A 19,703-nucleotide genomic window follows, 5' to 3' on the forward strand; every position below is an offset into this window, starting at 1 on the left:
TTTTTATCCTTTTTTATTTAATAATCCCTAAAACATCATCAATATTAAGAACCAAATACTCTTCATTGTCAAGTTTAATTTCAGTTCCGCCGTATTTTGCAAACATTACTTTATCATTTACTTTAACATCTTCTATTTCTTTACTCACTGCAACAACTTCACCATTTAATGGTTTTTCTTTAGCATTATCTGGTATAATAATCCCAGAAGCAGTAGTTTTCATTTCTTCTAAGCGTTTTACCAAAATACGCTTTCCTAGAGGTTGAAAATTCATTTTGTATCCTTTCTAAAATGTGCCATTTTTAGCACTCTTTGTTTTTGAGTGATAGAATTATACATTAAAGAAAGTTAATTGTCAATAAATTAAGTAAAATATATCATATAAGTTTAGTCTATTACGCTAAATTTTTATGATATATTATTATAAAGGTTTCTCATGAAAAAAATTCTTTACATCCTTTTAGGCGTAGTATGTGTGGCATTGCTAGCTATATATACATTATTGTTTACAAGCATGGGTAATGCTTTTTTAAAGCCAAGAATCGAAACGATTATTGCTCAAAAAAGTGGTATGAATGTTAAATTTGAAAATTTTAAAATTAGTTTTTCACAACTTGACATTAAAGCAAATATTGATGATAAATTTTTTGCTAATATAGAAGGTGGCATATCACCTTTAAGACTAGGATTTGATTTAAACTATCTTTTAGGACTTAAACAAAACTATATTCAAAATCTTGGCTTAAAAAGCGATAAAGATTTTACATTTAAAGGTAGTGCTGTAGGTAAAAGTAGTGATTTTTTAGTAAAAGGTAATGGATTTTTATTTGATTCTAATCTTAGCTTAGATGCAAAAATTGTTGATTTTTCTCCTATAAATCTTGAATTTATTGGAAAAAATATAGATTTAGCTCAAATTTTAGATTTTGCTAATTTACCAAGATATGCTCAAGGAAAAATTAGTATTATAAGTGATATACAAGCTAAAGATTTAAAACCAAATGGTAATGCTTTGATTAATTTTTACACAAGTTCTATCAACAATACTCTAATTGAAAAAGATTTCAATCTAAGCCTGCCAAAACAAAGCTATATAAAAGGCGAGATAAGATCTTTAATCCAAGACAATGAAGTTGTATCTAAAAGTGAAATTTTAAGTAACTTCTTCAAACTTTATACACAAAAAAGTATTTATGATATAGCAAAACAAAGCTTAACTAGTGATTTTGACATCAAAATAGATGATTTTAATCAATTTTCATCTTTAGCTAAAATGAAACTCCAAGGCAAAAGTCAAATTCAAGGTAATTTACTTTTTGCAAGCAATCAATTACAAAAATTAGATGCTAACTTGCTGGGATTTGGTGGTAGCTTAAAAGCTATTTTAGAAAATAATAATCTTAATATCAACACAACCAATATAGAAGTAGCAGAGCTTTTAAAGACTATCTCTATGCCTGCTTTTATTAATTCTAAATTAATTTTAGATTTAAAAGCGCAAGGACTTGATTTTAAAAATTTCAATCTAAATACTAGGTTAAACAATGCAAATATAAATGTTGTAGAATTTAAAAAACTAAGCAATCTTGATTTTCCAAAAACAACTTTTAATCTACAAGCTAAAGCAAATGCGAAAAATTCTTTGATTGATTATGAAGCTTTGCTTGATTCAAACATAGCAAAAATACCTCAGCTAAAAGGCTCTTATAATCTTACAAACAAAGATTTAAAAGCACAAATTAGTGCTTTTGTAGATAATCTTAACAAATTAAAACCTTTAACCAAACAAGATCTCAATGGACCTTTAAATTTAGATGCCAAAGTTGATCTTAAGGCAAATCAAATTCAAAATCTTGATGCAAATATTAAAATCATGCAAGGACTTATCAATGCAAAATCTAATGGAAAAAGTTTACAAGCGAAAGTTGATAATATAAAATTAGAACAACTTTTCCCTTTAATAGGACAAAAAGTTTTAGCATTTGGCGATGTAAATGCTGATATTGATTTAAAAACACTTGATTTTAACAATATTAATGGTGATTTTAAAGCCACTATCAATTCTTCTTTTAATGAAGTAGAATTATCCAAGCTTTTGGATAAAAAATTTCCAAAGAATACTTCAGCAAAAATCAATCTTGATGGAAAAATTTCTAAATCAATCATTGATTTTAATGCTAAAGCTCTAAGTTCATTTGCAAATATTAACTCATTAAAAGGAAATTTTGATCTTAATCAAATGGCTCTAGCAAGCACTTATAATATATCATTGCAAGATTTTTCTAAACTAGGATTTTTAGTCGATAGAAACTTAAAGGGCAAGGCTGATTTTGAAGGAAAATTTGATTTTAAAAACGCTTTAATTGATGCAAGCGTTAATAGTAAAAATATATTTAACGGCTCATTAAATGCAACTTTAAAAAATAATATTTTTAACGCTAAAATGCAAAATACTGATCTTTCAAATTTAGCTCAAAGTTTAGATTTGCCTGATTATTACCAAGCAAAATCAAATTTAAGTATTGACTATAATCTTTTAAAAGAAAGTGGTGTGGTGCTAATGAACTTAGCCGATGGACAGCTTAAGAAAAACCTCATCACAAGTGCTTTAATGTTACTTTTACAAAAAGATATCACTCAAGATGTATATCGCAACGGTGAAGCTAAAATAAATATCAATAAAAATCTTATAGATTTAAATTTAAACCTAGTAGCTGATAGAAGCAATATAAATATTAGCAAAGGCAAAGTTGATACAAAAAGCACTAAATTAAGCATTCCTTTTAATATTGTTATCGATAGAGCAAATTTCAAAGGCATTATAAAAGGAACAACACAAGATCCTAAAGTAAGTCTTGATACAAAAAGTGTTGTAAATTCTATTGTTAATACAATAGGTGGAAATGCTAGTGATGGTGCTAAAAATACAGGTAAAAAAGTAGATCAAGCAATAGATAAAATCTTTAACAAGCTCTTCTAATACATCTAGCCTTAAAAAGGCTAGATTTTTTAAAATAAACCAAATTTACCATCTTTTTTCTTATATAACACCCTCATTTTTGCATCTATGTCATTAAAAACTAAAAATATATCCTTACTTGCTTTTAGCTTTTCTAATGCTTCTTCAATTTCTAAAGGTTTATATAGCTCAAGTTCTGTTGGAACTATCTCATCTTCCTCAATCACACTTGGCAATACTAAATTTTCTTTTATCTCATCTTGATGCTTATGAGTAATATTTTTATCATGTAATCTTCTTAAAACCTTAGAAATTCTATCAATAGCTAAATCTATAGCAGCATATAAGTCTTTATCTTTTTGCTTTACAACCACTGTATTAATACCAGCTAAGTTAATGCTAAATTCAGCCCAAAATCCTTTCTTTCCATGCCTTTCATCAGCGCTTATAACACAACGTGCAGAAATCACATCTAAGCCATATTTACTTAAAGCATCAAAGCTTTTTTCCACATACTCTTTTATAGACTCAGTTAGCTCAAATTGCTTTCCAACTATACTTGTATTCATTACTTCTCCTTTTTATGAAGTTAAATACATTATAGCACTTTAATCGTAAAAAAATAACTTTTTAAATAAAAAATAAATTTAAAATTTTAAAGGATCTAAAATAAGTGCACCATCTGCTGAAAGTTTTTTACCTTGAAAGTGTGTTTTACAAAAAGAAACAATTAAAGCATGAAAAATTTGATAAAGCTCATATAATTCACATTCTTTTTTTAGTAAAACACATAATTCTTGTTGATTTTTAGCTATGTCTTTTTTTAAAAAATCTGCTAATTCATCATAACTTTGACACTCATAACCTAAATAATTAGCTATTTTTGCACTATAAGCATCAACTACTAAAACTTCTTTTTTACATATATAATTTAAAATTCCATCTGCACTTTCTTGACCCAAGCCTTTAATATCTAAAAGCCATTCTCTATCTACTTCTTCTTTAAAAAGTTCAAAAGAATTAAAATCTTGGAAATATTTTTGAGTGAAATTTTTAATATATTTTGCCTTGGTATTATAAAATCCACTTGGCTTTATTAAAAGTGCTAAATCTTGAGTGTTTAACTTTGATAAATCTTCTATATTAGTAATATTTGCTTGTTTTAAATTTATCAAAGCTTTTAACACATTTTTCCAGTTTGTATTTTGGGTTAAAACTACAGAAATTAAAATTTCAAACTCGCTTAAAGTATTATTTTCTAGCCACTCAAAATCCTTATAGTTGATATTTGCATTAACTAAAGCTTTAAAAATTTCATATCCGCTCATACTTTTTCACTCTTTCTTAAATGCATCAAAATAGCCTCGATCACATCATCATCGTCTTTGCTTTTTGCCTTAATGACTTCCTTACTCTCATCATCTTTTACAAAACAAATATTTTGCTCATAATTACTCACTAGTTTATAATGCTTGCTAGCTAAAATTTTTATGATGATTAAATCCAAAAACTGCTTTGTGAAGATATCAGGCTTACCAAAACGATCATTCATCTCACTTTCTATCTCATAAACTTCATTAACACTCATACATTTACTAAGTCTTCTATAAAGCTCTAATCTCAAACGATCTTCACCAATATACTCACTATTTAAAAAGGCATTGATATTAAGCTTTAGATCTATTTTTTTCTCTTTAATTTCTTCTTTTTTGCTTAGCTTATTAATTTCATCTTCTAACATTTTAAGATATAAACTATAACCAATTTGTTCTATATGTCCACTTTGATCCACGCCTAATAAATTTCCACCACCACGAATTTCTAAATCATGATAAGCAAGCACGCTTCCTGAACCTAAATAAGAATTACTCTCTAAGCTCGTAAGTCTTTTTAAAGAATCTTTTGTGATTTTTTCCTTATCTTCAATCAAAAAATAACAATATCCTTGCTTAGCACTACGCCCTACTCTTCCTCTAAGTTGGTGCAAATCAGCCATACCAAAGCGATCTGAATTTTCTACTATAATAGTGTTTGCATTTGCCAAATCAATACCACTTTCAACTATAGAAGTACAAAGCAATAAATCATATTCTTTATTTTCAAATTTAATCATTTCTTCTTCAGTAATTTTTGCATCAATTTTAGAATGCAAGATTAAAATTTTTAAATTCGGAAACAAATCTAAAAGATATTTTTTACACCCATCAATACTTGCTATATGATTGTGTATATAAAAAATTTGCCCTGCTCTTCTTAATTCTCTTGAAATAGCTTCTTTAATCAAAGCACCATTACTTTCTCTAACAAAGGTACGCACATCCAAACGATCCTCAGGTGGAGTTTGTAAAACACTATATGATTTTAAAGAACTAAGAGCTTGATTTAAGCTTCTTGGTATAGGCGTTGCTGACATAGATAAAATATGGGAGTTTTTACTTAATTCTTTGAGTTTTTCTTTTTGTTTTACACCAAATTTATGCTCCTCATCTATCACGACTAAACCCAAATTTTCACACTCAACCCCTAAAAGAGAATGCGTTCCAACCACCACACAAGGCTTATTTTCTTTTAAAAATGCCAAAACTTGTTTTTTTTCTTTAGCACTAGTAAAGCGATCTAGCTTAAAAACCTCTATATTAAAAGAATCAAATCTTCGTTTTAAGGTTTTAAAATGCTGGGCTGAAAGTAAAGTAGTTGGCACAAAAAACAAAGCCGTATAGCCACTTTTTACACAAGTAAATATAGCATTCATAGCAACTTCTGTTTTACCAAAGCCCACATCACCACTTAAAAGCCTATCCATCACCTGCATACTTTTTAAATCTTGAGTGATTTCTTGACAAACTTGACTTTGATCTTTAGTATAAAAAAATCCTGCTTTATTGATAAATTCATCTTGTAATTCTTGAGAAATTTTTAATTCTTTTGCTTTTATCAAAGCTCTAGCCGCTGCTAAAGAAACTATATTTGAAGCAATGGCAAATAATTTTTCTTTTAATCTTTCTTTGATTTTTAGAAAACTTCCTTTTCCAAGCTTATCAAGTAAAGGCACGCCACCACTTGCACCGATATATTTATCAATCATATATAAATTTTCAACAGGCAATAAAAGCTTATCGTTATTTAAATACCCAAGAGTGACAAATTCTTTTTTTGCTCCTGCAATTATAATAATCTCAAGACCTAAAAATTTAGCTATACCATAATCTTCATGTACAACAAAATCCCCAACCCTAAGCTCATCTATTACCAAACTTGCTTTTCTAACTCTTTTACTTTTTTCTTTTTTATTTAAAGAGATAATAAGCTCATCTTGAGTGATTAGGTTGATTCTTTCTTGAGATATTTTTAATTTAATATTTGAAAATTCTTGTAAATTTAAAGCTTTAAACAAAGCTTCATTTTTTGCCAAAATAGTAATTTTTTTATCTTTGTGAAAAGTGAAAAAATCATGATTATAAGAACTTACTAAATCTTTACAACATCTTGGTTCAGGTAAAATATTTTGATTAATTTTACTAATATCTTCTTCAAAATCATTTATATCAAAATTTTTTATACTCACAAAATTTAAATCTAAATAATCACAAAAATCATCAACACACCAAAAGCCTAAAGAATTAACATCATTAACAATACTTTGACTTTGAAAATTTTGAATTTTTTCTTGTAGATTTTCATATTGCTCTTGATTAAAAGCACTTAAAAATGGACAAATTTCTATATTGGAGAGTTCAGCAGGGATTGATTTTTGCGTATGTATATCAAAATATCTTATACTTTCTATCTCATCTGAAAAAAGCAAAATTCTAAAAGGTTGTTCTTCATTAATCGCAAAAATATCTATAATATCCCCGCGTATTGAAACCTCACCCTTATCTTGAACTATATCTACAAACTCATACCCACTATGTAAAATTTCTTCTTTAAATTTCTCTAAAGCAAGAAGTGAATTTCCTTTAAGAATAATGTTTTTTAGATGCTTTTTCCCGGGGAGTTTTTGCAAAATTGTTTTTATAGGAGAAATTAAAATTTTATTTTCATCTTCTTTGTGATAAGCATTTAAAACTTTACAAATTTCAAAAAGCTCTTTAGAAAAAGAGCGCAAGTCACTACCAAATTCTGCTCTAAAATCAGGTAAAACGAAAGTTTTTAAATTTAAAAATAAACAAACTTGAGCTAACTCATCTGCTTCTTTATCATTCTCACAAACTATTAACTCAGTTTTGTTACTTAATAAATATTCATATAATTTAGCTTGCATTTTCTGAATTTTCTATGCTCACATCAATAGTTGCAAGTTCTTCGTCTTTTTCAATTATTTTACTGCTTCCATTAAATTTTCCACCATTTTCAATGCTTAATTGTTTAACTATGATATTACCATTAAGCACACCACCGGATAAAATTTCCAAAGAATCAACTTGCATTTCTCCTTCAAAAACCCCATTAATCACTATCTTACTTGCCTTAACTTGTCCTTTTAAAACACCACTTTTACCTATCACTATCACATTAGAAGAATCAATCACACCTGTAATCTCTCCATCTAAATGAAGCATAGAGTCAAAATAAAATTTTCCTTCTATTTTTGCTCCGTTTGAAATGACTGTAGTTTCGGATACTGTAGCAATAGAGCCTTTATTAAAGATTGCCATGGAACTCTCCTTTCTTTATCAAATATTTGTTCATAATTTTTTCGGTTTAAATCTATAAAAATTTTAGGGTCTAAAAGTTTATTAATAAATCTAACCTCATAATGCAAATGTGGTCCCGTAGAAAGACCGGTATTTCCTGTATATCCAAGCAAATCACCTTTTTTTACAAATTGCCCTGCCTTAACAACATCTTTGCGCATCATATGTGCATATACCGTTTTAAAGCCAAAATTATGGATCAAAATCACTGAATAACCATAACCATTATTACTATATGCAGCATATTCAACTACTCCATTTGCCGGTGCATAAATAGGAGTATTTAAAGCTGCTCTTAAATCAATACCTGGATGAAACTCTTTTTTATTTAATATAGGATGATGGCGCCATCCGAAATTACCTGTGACTCCATTATCTTCTATCACATGGCCATTTGGAATTTGTGTTAAAAATAAATAGGCTTGATCGTTAGTAAGCTTAACTTTTTCCAATCTTTCTGGTATATCCAAACCCTCATCTTGCTTTAAACCTAAATTTTCTTCAATATCTGCAAGTTGAGTTTGGAGTTCATCATACAAGGCTGTTTTTTCCTCTAAACTTTTTTGCATACTTTCATTTTGAGAAAATAATTTAGTATTTTTTGCTGACAATGTTTCTTGCTCTTTTAAAAGCTCTGAACGCTTATCTGCCAAATAATTAATATATAAAGCACCCAAAACTATAACAACAAAAACAAAAGTAGTAAAATAAATAATTACTTTTTTTATGATCTGACTTAATAAAAAATGTCTAGAACCATTTACATCTGTGATAGTTAACGTAAATTTATCTTTCATTATAGCCTCTTAAAAAATTTTCTACCAATACAAAAGAACCAAAAACTAAATACAACTCATCTTTTTTTATTTGTTCAAATTTTTGATAAGCAATATCTAATTTTTCTAAATTTTCTAGCAAAACAGAGCCTGCTAAAGGTCTGTCTTTGCTTTCATATTCATAAATTTCAACTATTTTTATTATAGGCTTTAAAGCTCTTAAAATTTTATAAGAATCTTTATCTAAAAAGCAATTATAAACCAAATGAACTTTTTTTTCCTTGAAAATTTCAGCTAAAGTTAAAGCTGCCATTTCATTATGGCCTACATCAACAAAAATATTTTGACTTATTTGCTCACACCTTCCTTTTAAATCAAGTTTTGGCAAATTACTAATGCTGCAAATCAATTCTTTTTCATTTTTGGCATAAATTTTAGAAAAAGCTTCTAAGGCTAAAAAAAGATTATCTTTTAAAAAAGTTGCTAAATTATATTTTTGAATATATTCCTGTACACAAGGATAAATAATTGTATTTTTATCTAACGCACTAATATCTAAACTAGCTTGTTTTAATTTTGCTATTTTTTGAGCCAAATTTAATACTTTTGTTTCTTGCTTATGATTAATTAAAGCTTTAGCACTCATGGCTTTTAATTTTGTTCTTGCTATTTCATCTAAGTTTTTACCCAATAAATCTTGATGATCAAAACCTATTTTAGTAAAAATACTAAAATCTATCTCAAAAACACTTGTTGCATCGTACTCTCCACCTACTCCAGCTTCTAAAATCACATAATCACAATCTTTAAAAACAAAAAATGCTAAAAATGTAGCATACTCAAAATAGCTAAGTTTTTTCACATCATCTAAAAAAACACTTTCCAATTCTTCGTGTGCTTTTTCTAAAAGCTCATTGCCTGTAATTTTTCCATTTAACCAAAATCTTTCATTAAATTCAAAAATATGTGGACTTGTATAATGCCCTATTTTACATCCTTGCTCTAAGAGTAAAAGCGCTAAAAATCTACCTGTACTTCCTTTGCCATTAGTGCCAATAATTTGAATATTTTTAGTTTTTGGGATAAATTTTTTATATTTTTCATACATACTAAACATAAAAAATCTACTGATTTTTTGTACATGCATAGTTTTTTGTGAAAGTGTTTGCTGGAATTTCATACTAAGCTTTTTGCATTAATTCTTTTAAAATATCGCCATCTGGAAATTCTTTTTTTTCTATACAAGAAGATGATAAAACAAGTCTAACTACTTCTTCTTTATAAATAAATTTATAATCATCTATAAGTTTCAAAGCTTTTTCCGTAAAGATTTGAGCATCTTCTAAGCTTTTACCCGGAAAAACAATTAAATAAGAACTTTCATCTAAAATCCAAATTTCAGCTAAATTTTTACATAAGTCTTTGAGGATTTTTTTAAACTTCCCACTAATGGTTTTAAAACTATCAATACCATAAGCATTAATAACATGTTCTATATTATTGATTTTAAAGAAAGATAAAGCATAATTAACCGCATAAAGCTTATAATTTTCATCAAGTTTTTTAAGCTCTTGAGCAAGACTCCATTGTTCTCTTTGCTCATCATCGCTTGTAGCTTGAATTTGAGTTTTAATTTGAGCTATTTGCTCGTTTGCATACAAAAGCTTATCTTTTAATGTATCAAAATTAACCTGCACATTACCATTTTCATCTTTAGTTAAAGCATTAATAAATTTCACATCTTCTTGGCTATTATCATAAAGCTTTGAAACCATTTCATTGAGGCTTTCTAAATGTTGATTGAAAAAAGAAAGATTTTTTTGTATGTAGTATTTATCTATTGCTTCTTTTTTTTGTAGCATCAAACAATATTCATGTGCAAATTCTTTTCTAGCAATCAATCTAGGATTTTCTTTTAATTTTTGCTTAAATTGCTCTACTTCTTTACTCTCACCAAATAAAGGTTCCAAAGAAGCTAGTAAAAGTTCAGCTTGTTTTTCATAAGAACGTTCTTTTAGCATAGTGATAAGTTTTTCTATTAAAGCATGAAAATCCAAAAAAGCTCGGATATTAAATTCTTCTAATTTTTTTAAGAGTTCTCCATCTTCATAAGATTTTTCAAGTTCTTTCCATTTAGCTCTTAAAAGATATATGGTTTCTAAATCCATAGCTTGGGATAATCTGTGTTGAGTAATTTGAGCAAGCTCTTTGATTTTTTTATCTTTACTAATACTAAGTTGTTGAATGATTAAGCCAAGCAAAGCATAAACATCTTCATATTTTCTACTTACCTGTCTATTGAGCCTAGAGACTAAAAACATCAAAAACTCATCAATAGTTCGAATACTTTTTCCTTTTAATTCTTGTTTGTAAGAATCATCTAAAAGATTGGTGTATTTTTCTATTCTAGCTTTATTTGAACTCATCACTCCTGCTTTTTTAGCACACTCTTCAAACACCTCGCTATAATTTTCAGGAGTTGGATATAACTTACGCTCTTTTAGTTTTATCAATGTTTCTTTTGCAATTTCATTGATATGACTTGCCATTTTATTTATAACCCCTAATAGCTATAATAGAAACAAATTCATCAAAAGCTTCACTTGATGCATTTTTAATCGCTTCAAATCTTGCTTGATCACTGATGATAGAGTTTGGATTAATATCAAAATTATAACTTCCTTTAGTATTTACAATTTCTTCCTTGCCATTTTTATAACGCAACACAAACTCCAAATAAAGCTCTGCTTTATAATTAATCACATAACCATTTTTATCATAAACCATAGGATGAAATTCTAATTTTTTCATCGTGACTATAATAGAACTATCTGCATTATACTCATCTGTGATTTTTCTACCAAGCTTATTAAGCATGGCTTCTCTTAGAATGTCTGTTATGTAAACACTGTTTTCAGGATCTTGTTTGCTAATATTGATTTTTAAAAATACATTTTCACCCAAAACCCTACTTGCCATCTGCGAAGAGGGAATATATCCACAAGCTATGATGAAAAAAGCAAAAAACAACACTAGATATTTTTTCATTTAATCACCAAATTTACTAATTTCTTGTCAATATAAATTTCTTTTACTATAGTTTTTCCTTCTAGCCATTTTGCGACATTTTCTTTAGCTAAAGCTAAAATCTCATCTTCTTTAGCTTCTGAATTTATTTCAATCTGTGCTCTTTTTTTACCATTAACACTAATAGCTATATTAAAGCTATCCTTTATAAAAACCTCATCTTTTATTTTTAATACTTTAAAATTTTCACATTTAAATAAATGCTCACTAAGTTCAAAACAAACATGAGGGATGATAGGCTCTAAGATATTTAAAATAATATAAAAAGCTTCTTTTGAAACTTCTTTATGATTTATAGCATTTAAAGCATTTAAAGCATTTAAAGCCTCCATACATGCAGCTATTAAGGTATTAAAGGCAAAGCTTTCTTCATAAACTTCGAAAGATTTTTTCAAAGCTTCATATACTTTTAATCTAGCATATTTTTCTTCTTTATTTAAACTTTGATGATCAATTTCTTGTAATTTTCCACATTCTAAACTCATAGCCTTTTCATAAAGCCTATTGATAAATTTAAACGCACCTTCTAATGCACTATCGTTCCATTCAAGTTCTTTAGCAGGTGGTGCAGCAAACAATATAAACAATCTTGCACTATCTGCTCCATATTTTTCTATAATATAATCAGGATCAACCACATTCCCCTTAGACTTACTCATCTTAGCACCATCTTTAGTGACCATTCCTTGGGTTAAAAGTCTATTAAAAGGCTCATCATCTTTTAAATAACCCAAATCTCTAAGTGCTTTTTGGAAAAATCTAGCATAGAGTAAATGCAATATCGCATGTTCAATCCCACCAATATATTCATCAACATTCATCCAATAATTAACACTTTTTTCATCTACTGCTTTTTCTTGCCATGTTTTATCATCACTTGCAAAACGCGCAAAATACCAAGAACTTTCAAAGAAAGTATCTAAAGTATCGCTTTCTTTTTGTGCTTTTTTACCACATTTTGGACAAACGCACTCTTTCCATGTTTCATGCTTATCAAGCGGATTTCCTTCTCCATTTATCACCACGTCTTCAGGCAAGGTAATAGGTAAATTTTCTATTTTTTGAGGGACTATGCCACAAGAGTCACACTTAATCATTGGTATAGGAGCACCCCAATATCTTTGTCTAGAAACACCCCAATCACGAATTTTAAAATTGGTAACCTTTTTACCAATACCCAAAGATTCAATTTTTAAACTAATTTTTTCTCTAGCATCATTGCATTCTAGTTGATCAAATTCGCCACTATTAATTAAAACGCCTTCTTTTAAAGTATAACACTGTGTATCATTTTCATCTTTATAAATTACTTTTTTTATAGCCAAATTATAAGTTTTTGCAAACTCATAATCTCTTTCATCATGAGCAGGTACACTCATAACAGCACCACTACCATAATCACTTAAAACAAAATTAGCTACCCATAAAGGAATTTTTTCTTTGCTTAGTGGATGGATTACATAAAGATTTAAAAAATATCCTTCTTTTGGTGCGGCTTGTCTTTGGCGCGGTGTTTGATTTTGTATATTTTGAATTTTAGCTATAACATCTTGATCTAGTAATTTTTTATCAATTAATTCATTTACTATTTCATGATCAGGCGCTAAAGCAATGTAAGATACTCCATAAATAGTCTCAGCTCTTGTGGTAAAAACATTGATTTTTTTTGCACTGATTTTATTATTTTCTTCTATATCAAAATCAAAACTAAGCCCTGTGCTTTTACCTATCCAATTCTCTTGCATAGTTAGAACTTGACTTGGCCATTTTCCTTCTAATTTTTTAAGATCTTGCAATAATTCATCTGCATAAGCGGTAATTTTTACATAATATCCTGGCATTTTTTTTCTAATGACTTCATGCCCACAACGCCAACATTTGCCATCTTCAACTTGCTCATTTGCTAAAACTGTTTTATCATTCTCACACCAATTAACTTCAGCTTCTTTAGTATAAACAAGCCCTTTCTCATACATTTTGATGAAAAATTCTTGCTCAAATTTAGTATATAAAGGATCAGAAGTAGCAAGCATTCTTTTTTTAGAAAAAGAAAAACCCAAAGAAGCAAGCTCATTTTGCATATAATCAATATTTTCATAAGTCCATTTTTTAGGATGGATGCCATGTTTAATCGCAGCATTTTCAGCAGGCATACCAAAACTATCAAAACCTATAGGATGTAAGACATTAAAACCTTTTTTTCTATAATATCTAGCCATAGCATCGCCTATGCTATAGTTTCTCACATGTCCCATATGAATTCTACCACTTGGGTATGGAAACATAGATAAAATGTATTTTTTTGGCAAAGAAAAATCATCTTTTGGTTCAAAATATTCTTTTTCTTGCCAAATTTTTTGCCATTTTTTTTCTATTTTACCTGCTTCATATGCCATTTTCACTCCTAATTTTCTTCTTGATTTTTTACTGAATCAACTATAACTAAAATCATTGAAAAGATATTAGCTATCAAAGCACCAATTGCTAAAGTATAAACCATAACATTAGCTTCTGGATTAATTTGTATTAAAGCAAAAGCTGGAATTAAATGCAAATCAGCCACCAAAGAACTAGCAAATAATTCAGCTGCTAAGAAATTTCTAACCCCAATTTTCAATAAAGTAGAAATTAAATTCACACAAGCTGCAATAAATAAAGCAACTTCATTTTGATCATATAAAAATCCTGCGGTTGTAGTTAAGCTCATTAGAGCAAAAAAGATATAAATAACCTTACCCCAATTCATTTTTACACTGTTCCTTTTTCATACATCGCTCTTAATTTCTCTTTTTCTTGTTTTTTCTTTACTTTTTCTAATTCTTTTTGACGATACTGCGCAACACTAAATTTAAACCATAAAAGTGCTGGACTTGCTACAAATATAGAACTCGCAGTACCTGCTACAATACCCACTATCATAGTTAGAGCAAAACCTTCTATCATAGATCCACCAAAGAAATAAAGCACTACAACAGTAATTAAAGTTAAACCCGTTGTTAAAGTAGTTCTTGATAAAGTTGCAGAAACTGATTCATTGATAATTAAATCAAGTTTTGAATTTTTACTTATTTTAACACCTTCTCTAATCCTATCAAAAATAATAATCGTATCATTTAAAGAATACCCAAGTACGGTTAAAACAGCCGCCAAAATATCTAAATTTACATCTATTTCGAACAATGCAATAGCACCTAAAGTAATGACTATATCATGAATTTCACACACAATAGAAGCCATAGCAAAACGCCATTCAAATCTTACTGCCAAATAAATCAAAATAGCAATCAAAGAAATTCCAACCGCCATAAGACCTTTATTACGCAGTTCATCTCCTACTTTTGGACCTACTACATCCACACGGCGCACTTCAAATTTACCTGTATCTTTTAATAAATTTGCAATACTTACTCCAATATCACTTCCTAAACTATCACTACTTCCTGAAAAACGAATAATCACTTCATTAGCACTACCAAATTCAGTAACACTAGCACCTTTTAAATTTTCATTAATAGCTAAAGCTTTGCGAATTTCAGCCAAAGGAGCTTTTTGCTCATATTGAAGTTGCACCAAAGTTCCACCGGTAAAATCAATACCAAAATTCAAACCCTTAGTAAAAAGGATAAAAATAGAACCAAAAAATAAAATAAAAGACAAAGAGATGGCTGCAAATCTCATTCTCATAAAATCATAAACATGTTTTTGACTAAAAAATTGCATTAAGGTCTCCTATATCCAAACCATAATCTTGTGTTATTGCTTTTTTCCATACGATTCATAAACATTTCAAACATACCATGAGTTCCAACAATAGAAGTAATCATCGAAACTAAAATCCCAATACTCAAAGTCACCGCAAAACCTTTTACTGCACCTGTTCCATAAGCATAAAGTACCACTGAAGTAATAAGCGAAGTAATGTTAGAATCTAAAATCGCACTCATTGCATGCTTATAACCATTTTCAACACTTTGCCTTATACTAGCACCTTCTCGCAATAACTCCCTAATTCTTTCATTAATAATAACATTAGAATCTACTGCCATACCCACAGTAAGCACAAGTCCTGCCATACCAGGTAAAGTTAAGGTTGCACCAAACATAGCCATTACAGCAATAATCACTAAAATATTTGCCACTAAAGCAATATTAGCAAAAATTCCTGCTATACCATAATACATCACCATAAATGCAATAACTAATATAGAAGCACCTGCTAGGGCTATCATACTCATTTTAATACTATCAGCACCCAAAGATGGTCCAACACTTCTTTTTTCAAGCATTTTAACCGGTGCTAAAAGTGCCCCACTTCTTAAAGCAATGGCCACATCATGAGCTTCTTCAACAGTAAAGCTACCACTAATTTGACCACTACCCCCACCTATTCTTTCATTAATTCTTGGAGCTGAATATACTTTATTATCTAAAACTATAGCTAAGCGTTTGCCTACATTATTTCCTGTATAGTCTCCAAATTTTTTAGCACCTTCTGAATTTAAGGTAAAATTAATCACAGGAAGATTATTACTTTGCGCAAAGCCTACTTTTGCATCTGTTAACATAGAACCATCAAGAATAGGTATAGATTTTACTAGATATTTAATTTGAGGATTTTTTGCATCTTCAAAAATCAAGTCTCCATATTCAGCAGCTTGAGCTGGAGTAAGATTATTTACCTGATCCATTCTAACATCATCTACTTCCATTAATTGCAAATGTGCAGCTTTTGCGATAAGCTCTCTAGCTCTAGCCTCATCTACAGCAGTTTTAATACCTGGAAGTTCGACTAAAATTTTATCCTCACCTGATCTTGCTACATTTGGCTCTGCAAGACCAAATTGATCAAGTCTGTTTCTAATGGTTTCCACGGCTTGTAAAATAGCTTGCTCATGAGTTAATTTAATTTCTTCTTGGGTTAAAGAAAGTGTGTAGTGTAAATTTTCATGTGTAATAGCCAAGCCTTTGATGTCTTTTAATAACAAATCAACCTTAGCTATATCATTTTCATCTAATAAACTAAATTCAATACTAGTATCATTTACTTTGATTTTATCAACAATAATATCTTCTTTATTAATAGAATAACTAAGAGAAGAGGCTATGGATTTAACCTTTGATTTAACCGCCTCTTCTACTTCTACACCTAATAACATATGCAAACCACCTTGCAAATCAAGTCCCAGGTTGATCTTAGCACCACTTTGGGTTTGCATAAAAGAAGGTATGGAAAAAATTAATCCTATAAGAAAAACTACAAAGAAAATGATACTTCTATAAGTAATTTTTCCACTACGCATCAATTTTCTTTGCTATGAAATCTCTAGAAATTTTTACAACTACATTTTCATCATTAAGCTTAACTTTGATAAAATCCTCTTCTGGTTTTACCACCTCGCAAATTATCCCACCATTTGTGATGATTTTATCTCCTTTTTCTAAAGATAAAACCATTAATTTGTGGTCTTTTGCTTGTTTTTGTTGTGGTCTGATAACCAAAAAATAAAAAATCGCAAAAAGCACAATGAGAGGCAACAATGAAGTCCAAATATTTCCGTTTTCTGCCATTTCTTCCCCTTTTTTTAAAATTCATAAATTCTAATTCTACCACTTTTAAAATAATAAAAGCCTTTTTTTCTGCACTTTTATTGTCAAATTTTATTTATTTTTCTTTTTTTGAAAATTTACTTTTTGAATTTATTTCACCATTTTTAAGTATATATGGTTTGATTTTATTGCTAAGAAATAAAAGTAAAATAGGATATTTTTATACCGGATTTTTTGTAGGAATTTTATGGTTTTGGTGGATAGCTTTATCATCAATTTATTTTAATTTAGCTTATTTAATTCCTTTAGAAATTATCTTAATCGGATTAATTTATGGATTATTATTTTTAGTATGTTTTTTTCTTAAATATGATTTTTTAAGACTTTGTGGAATTTTTTTACTTAGTTTTGTTCATCCTTTTGGATTTGATTGGCTAAATTGGGGTGTTTTAAGTGTATATGGAATCTTTGATGCAAGTTATCAAGGCATTATAACTATGTTTTTGATTGCTTATTTTTATTATGAAAAATATATTTCAAGATATTATAAAATAGCAATCATTTTAATTCTTATTCTAATCGGAGCTCAATATAGTCAAAAACAACCACAAACACTAAATTTAGACTATAAATTAATTCAAACTAATATCTCCCAAGATCAAAAATTCATACAAGAAAATTTACAAACTCATTCTAAAGATATATTTTATCAAATCAATCATGCCATAAAAGAAGGCAAAGAAGCAATTATTTTTCCTGAAACAGCTTTTGCCTTTGCTTTAAATAAAGCGCCAAGTTATTTACAAGCTTTAAAAGATTTATCAAAACAAATCATCATCATCACAGGTGCTATAAGTACCACACCTAATCATCTATACAATAGCACTTATGTATTTGACAATGGCAACATACAAGTTTTTAACAAACACTATCTTGTACCTTTTGGGGAAGAAATTCCTATATTTAAAAACTTTTTTAAAAAATATCTTTTAAACATTGATGAATTTTCAAAAGGAAAGGAATTAAATCAATACATTCTAAATAATCAACTCATCACTAATGCTATCTGCTTTGAAGCAACTAAAGAAAAACTTTACAAGAACTCAAAGATCATCATAGCCATTTCAAACAATGCTTGGTTTAATTTTTCAAGTGAATATAAATTACAAAATTTTCTAATGCGTTTTTATGCAAATAATTATAATGCAAGCATATATCATGCAGTTAATGGAAAAGAAAATGCTGTAATTAAGTCAAAAGAGATATTGATTTTAAAGATAAAAGAAAAACTTTTAAAGCAAAATGAAGCTTAAAAGCTTCATTTTATAATGCTTTAAATTCATCAAGAGCGTCTAATTTTTCCCAAGGATAATCAGCCTGACCTACTTGACCACGAGCAGCTACATTAGCATACATGAAAGTATCTTTGCTTGGTTTATCAAGATTGAATTTATTTTTAATCCAATTTGGAGTTAATGGGAAAGTTTTCATTACAAAATCACTTAAAACATCATCATTTAATCTTGTGTTTGTTCCCATGCAATCCACACTAACAGAAGTTGGTTTAGCTACACCTATAGCATAAGAAAGCTGCACTATGCATTTTTTAGCAAGACCTGCGGCTACGATATTTTTAGCAAGCCATCTTGCTGCATAAAGCCCACTTCTATCAACCTTAGTATAATCTTTAGAAGATTGTGCTCCTCCGCCTATTGGAGCATAGCCACCAAAGCTATCTACTATAAGTTTTCTTCCTGTTAAACCACTATCATGTAACGAGCTGTGATTTACATATTTTCCCGTTGGATTGATTAAAATTCTTGTTTTTTCTGGACAAAAAAGTTCTTTTGGTAAATTTGAATCTAAAATCAAATCCATCACCAAAGCTCTTAGATCTTCTATTTTCATACTTTCAACACAAGGAGCTGAAACTACAATAGTATGGATGCTTTGAGGTTTACAATTTTCAAAATTTTCTTTATTTACATAATCAATCGTAACTTGAGTTTTAATATCCACTCCAAGTTTATCAGGATTGTTTTTTGCAAACTCATATACTTTATCACAAAGCATTCTAGCATAAGAAATAGCTGCTGGCATATATTCTTTTGCTTCATTACTTGCAAAACCAAACATTATCCCTTGATCACCCGCTCCAATCTCTCCATCTTCTTGATCAACACCTTGATTAATATCAGGACTTTGTTCATTTAAAAATACCATTACATCTAAATCATCAGGATGTAAACACTGTTTTTTGCTAAAATGCGGATGCCCATCATAACCAATATCTGCTAGAGCTTTTTTTACAATATTTTCATAATCTTGTTTTTCTAGCTTATGTTTTGATTTAATCTCACCACCAATTACTACTTTATTTCCTGCTACAAAAACCTCACTAGCAACCCTTGAATCTTTATCATGAGTTAAAAAAGCATCTACTATAGAATCAGCTATAATATCAGCACATTTATCAGGATGTCCTGCACTAACAACTTCAGAAGTAAACAAATACATATTTTTTAATATTCCTTATCATAAAAATTCTAGCTTTATTTTAACATAAGCTAGCTTAAAAATAAAAAAGCTTATTTAAGCTTTACTTTGTTAGAATAAATTAAAAATTTATCACTACAA

17 protein-coding genes are annotated in these 19,703 nt (G+C 28.9%); 2 read left to right on the forward strand and 15 right to left on the reverse strand.

Annotation, left to right across the window (positions count from 1 at the left end; genetic code table 11):
* Positions 1–13: 13 nt before the first annotated feature.
* Positions 14–274, reverse strand: coding sequence for a co-chaperone GroES (gene groES / locus L8V79_RS00775; protein WP_149062447.1), 261 nt, complete (start codon positions 272–274; stop codon positions 14–16).
* Positions 275–436: 162 nt separating this feature from the next.
* Here groES and L8V79_RS00780 point away from each other — a divergent pair, with 162 nt between their 5' ends.
* Complete coding sequence (locus L8V79_RS00780) at positions 437–2,980, forward strand: hypothetical protein (RefSeq protein WP_263702132.1); 2,544 nt, start codon at positions 437–439, stop codon at positions 2,978–2,980.
* Positions 2,981–3,009: 29 nt separating this feature from the next.
* Here the strand turns inward: L8V79_RS00780 and hpf are convergent, their stop codons facing one another.
* From hpf to yajC, 13 genes are all read right to left on the reverse strand, one after another.
* Positions 3,010–3,528 carry a ribosome hibernation-promoting factor, HPF/YfiA family gene (gene hpf, locus L8V79_RS00785; RefSeq protein WP_012661742.1) on the reverse strand — a complete coding sequence of 173 codons (519 nt, stop codon included), beginning with the start codon at positions 3,526–3,528 and terminating at the stop codon, positions 3,010–3,012.
* 78 nt (positions 3,529–3,606) lie between these two features.
* A complete protein-coding gene (locus tag L8V79_RS00790) occupies positions 3,607–4,287 on the reverse strand; it encodes a 3-methyladenine DNA glycosylase (protein WP_263702134.1) in 681 nt (226 codons plus the stop codon).
* Positions 4,284–7,223, reverse strand: a complete 2,940-nt coding sequence (locus L8V79_RS00795; RefSeq protein WP_263702135.1) for a DEAD/DEAH box helicase — start codon at positions 7,221–7,223, stop codon at positions 4,284–4,286. The genes L8V79_RS00790 and L8V79_RS00795 overlap by 4 nt, the downstream gene beginning before the upstream one ends.
* The gene (locus L8V79_RS00800; RefSeq protein ID WP_263682088.1) at positions 7,213–7,617 is read right to left on the reverse strand and encodes a bactofilin family protein; all 405 of its coding nucleotides are present in this window, start codon (positions 7,615–7,617) and stop codon (positions 7,213–7,215) included. The genes L8V79_RS00795 and L8V79_RS00800 overlap by 11 nt, the downstream gene beginning before the upstream one ends.
* Positions 7,545–8,456 carry a M23 family metallopeptidase gene (locus tag L8V79_RS00805; protein WP_263678820.1) on the reverse strand — a complete coding sequence of 304 codons (912 nt, stop codon included), beginning with the start codon at positions 8,454–8,456 and terminating at the stop codon, positions 7,545–7,547. The genes L8V79_RS00800 and L8V79_RS00805 overlap by 73 nt, the downstream gene beginning before the upstream one ends.
* Positions 8,443–9,612 carry a Mur ligase family protein gene (locus L8V79_RS00810; protein ID WP_263702136.1) on the reverse strand — a complete coding sequence of 390 codons (1,170 nt, stop codon included), beginning with the start codon at positions 9,610–9,612 and terminating at the stop codon, positions 8,443–8,445. Before L8V79_RS00810 ends, L8V79_RS00805 begins: the two co-directional genes overlap by 14 nt.
* A gap of 1 nt (position 9,613) precedes the next feature.
* A complete protein-coding gene (locus L8V79_RS00815) occupies positions 9,614–10,981 on the reverse strand; it encodes a hypothetical protein (RefSeq protein WP_173787453.1) in 1,368 nt (455 codons plus the stop codon).
* Position 10,982: 1 nt separating this feature from the next.
* Entirely contained in the window at positions 10,983–11,480 is a 498-nt protein-coding gene (gene lptE / locus L8V79_RS00820; protein WP_039668573.1) for an LPS assembly lipoprotein LptE, read from the reverse strand.
* Positions 11,477–13,915, reverse strand: coding sequence for a leucine--tRNA ligase (gene leuS / locus L8V79_RS00825; protein ID WP_263702137.1), 2,439 nt, complete (start codon positions 13,913–13,915; stop codon positions 11,477–11,479). The genes lptE and leuS overlap by 4 nt, the downstream gene beginning before the upstream one ends.
* 8 nt (positions 13,916–13,923) lie before the next feature.
* Entirely contained in the window at positions 13,924–14,265 is a 342-nt protein-coding gene (locus tag L8V79_RS00830; RefSeq protein ID WP_039618681.1) for a DUF6394 family protein, read from the reverse strand.
* A 2-nt stretch (positions 14,266–14,267) separates the two neighbouring features.
* Complete coding sequence (gene secF / locus L8V79_RS00835; RefSeq protein WP_263702138.1) at positions 14,268–15,239, reverse strand: protein translocase subunit SecF; 972 nt, start codon at positions 15,237–15,239, stop codon at positions 14,268–14,270.
* Entirely contained in the window at positions 15,239–16,819 is a 1,581-nt protein-coding gene (gene secD / locus L8V79_RS00840; RefSeq protein WP_263702139.1) for a protein translocase subunit SecD, read from the reverse strand. Before secD ends, secF begins: the two co-directional genes overlap by 1 nt.
* The gene (yajC, locus tag L8V79_RS00845; RefSeq protein WP_012661754.1) at positions 16,812–17,087 is read right to left on the reverse strand and encodes a preprotein translocase subunit YajC; all 276 of its coding nucleotides are present in this window, start codon (positions 17,085–17,087) and stop codon (positions 16,812–16,814) included. The genes secD and yajC overlap by 8 nt, the downstream gene beginning before the upstream one ends.
* Between yajC and L8V79_RS00850 the strand changes: the two genes are divergently transcribed.
* On the forward strand, positions 17,057–18,379 hold the full coding sequence (locus L8V79_RS00850; RefSeq protein WP_263702140.1) for an apolipoprotein N-acyltransferase: 1,323 nt from the start codon (positions 17,057–17,059) through the stop codon (positions 18,377–18,379). The genes yajC and L8V79_RS00850 overlap by 31 nt on opposite strands.
* A 10-nt stretch (positions 18,380–18,389) precedes the next feature.
* Here L8V79_RS00850 and metK read toward each other — a convergent pair whose 3' ends face one another.
* The gene (metK, locus tag L8V79_RS00855; RefSeq protein WP_263702141.1) at positions 18,390–19,583 is read right to left on the reverse strand and encodes a methionine adenosyltransferase; all 1,194 of its coding nucleotides are present in this window, start codon (positions 19,581–19,583) and stop codon (positions 18,390–18,392) included.
* Positions 19,584–19,703: the final 120 nt, after the last annotated feature.

The organism is Campylobacter sp. IFREMER_LSEM_CL2194 (genome assembly GCF_025771685.1).
GTDB lineage: Bacteria > Campylobacterota > Campylobacteria > Campylobacterales > Campylobacteraceae > Campylobacter_D.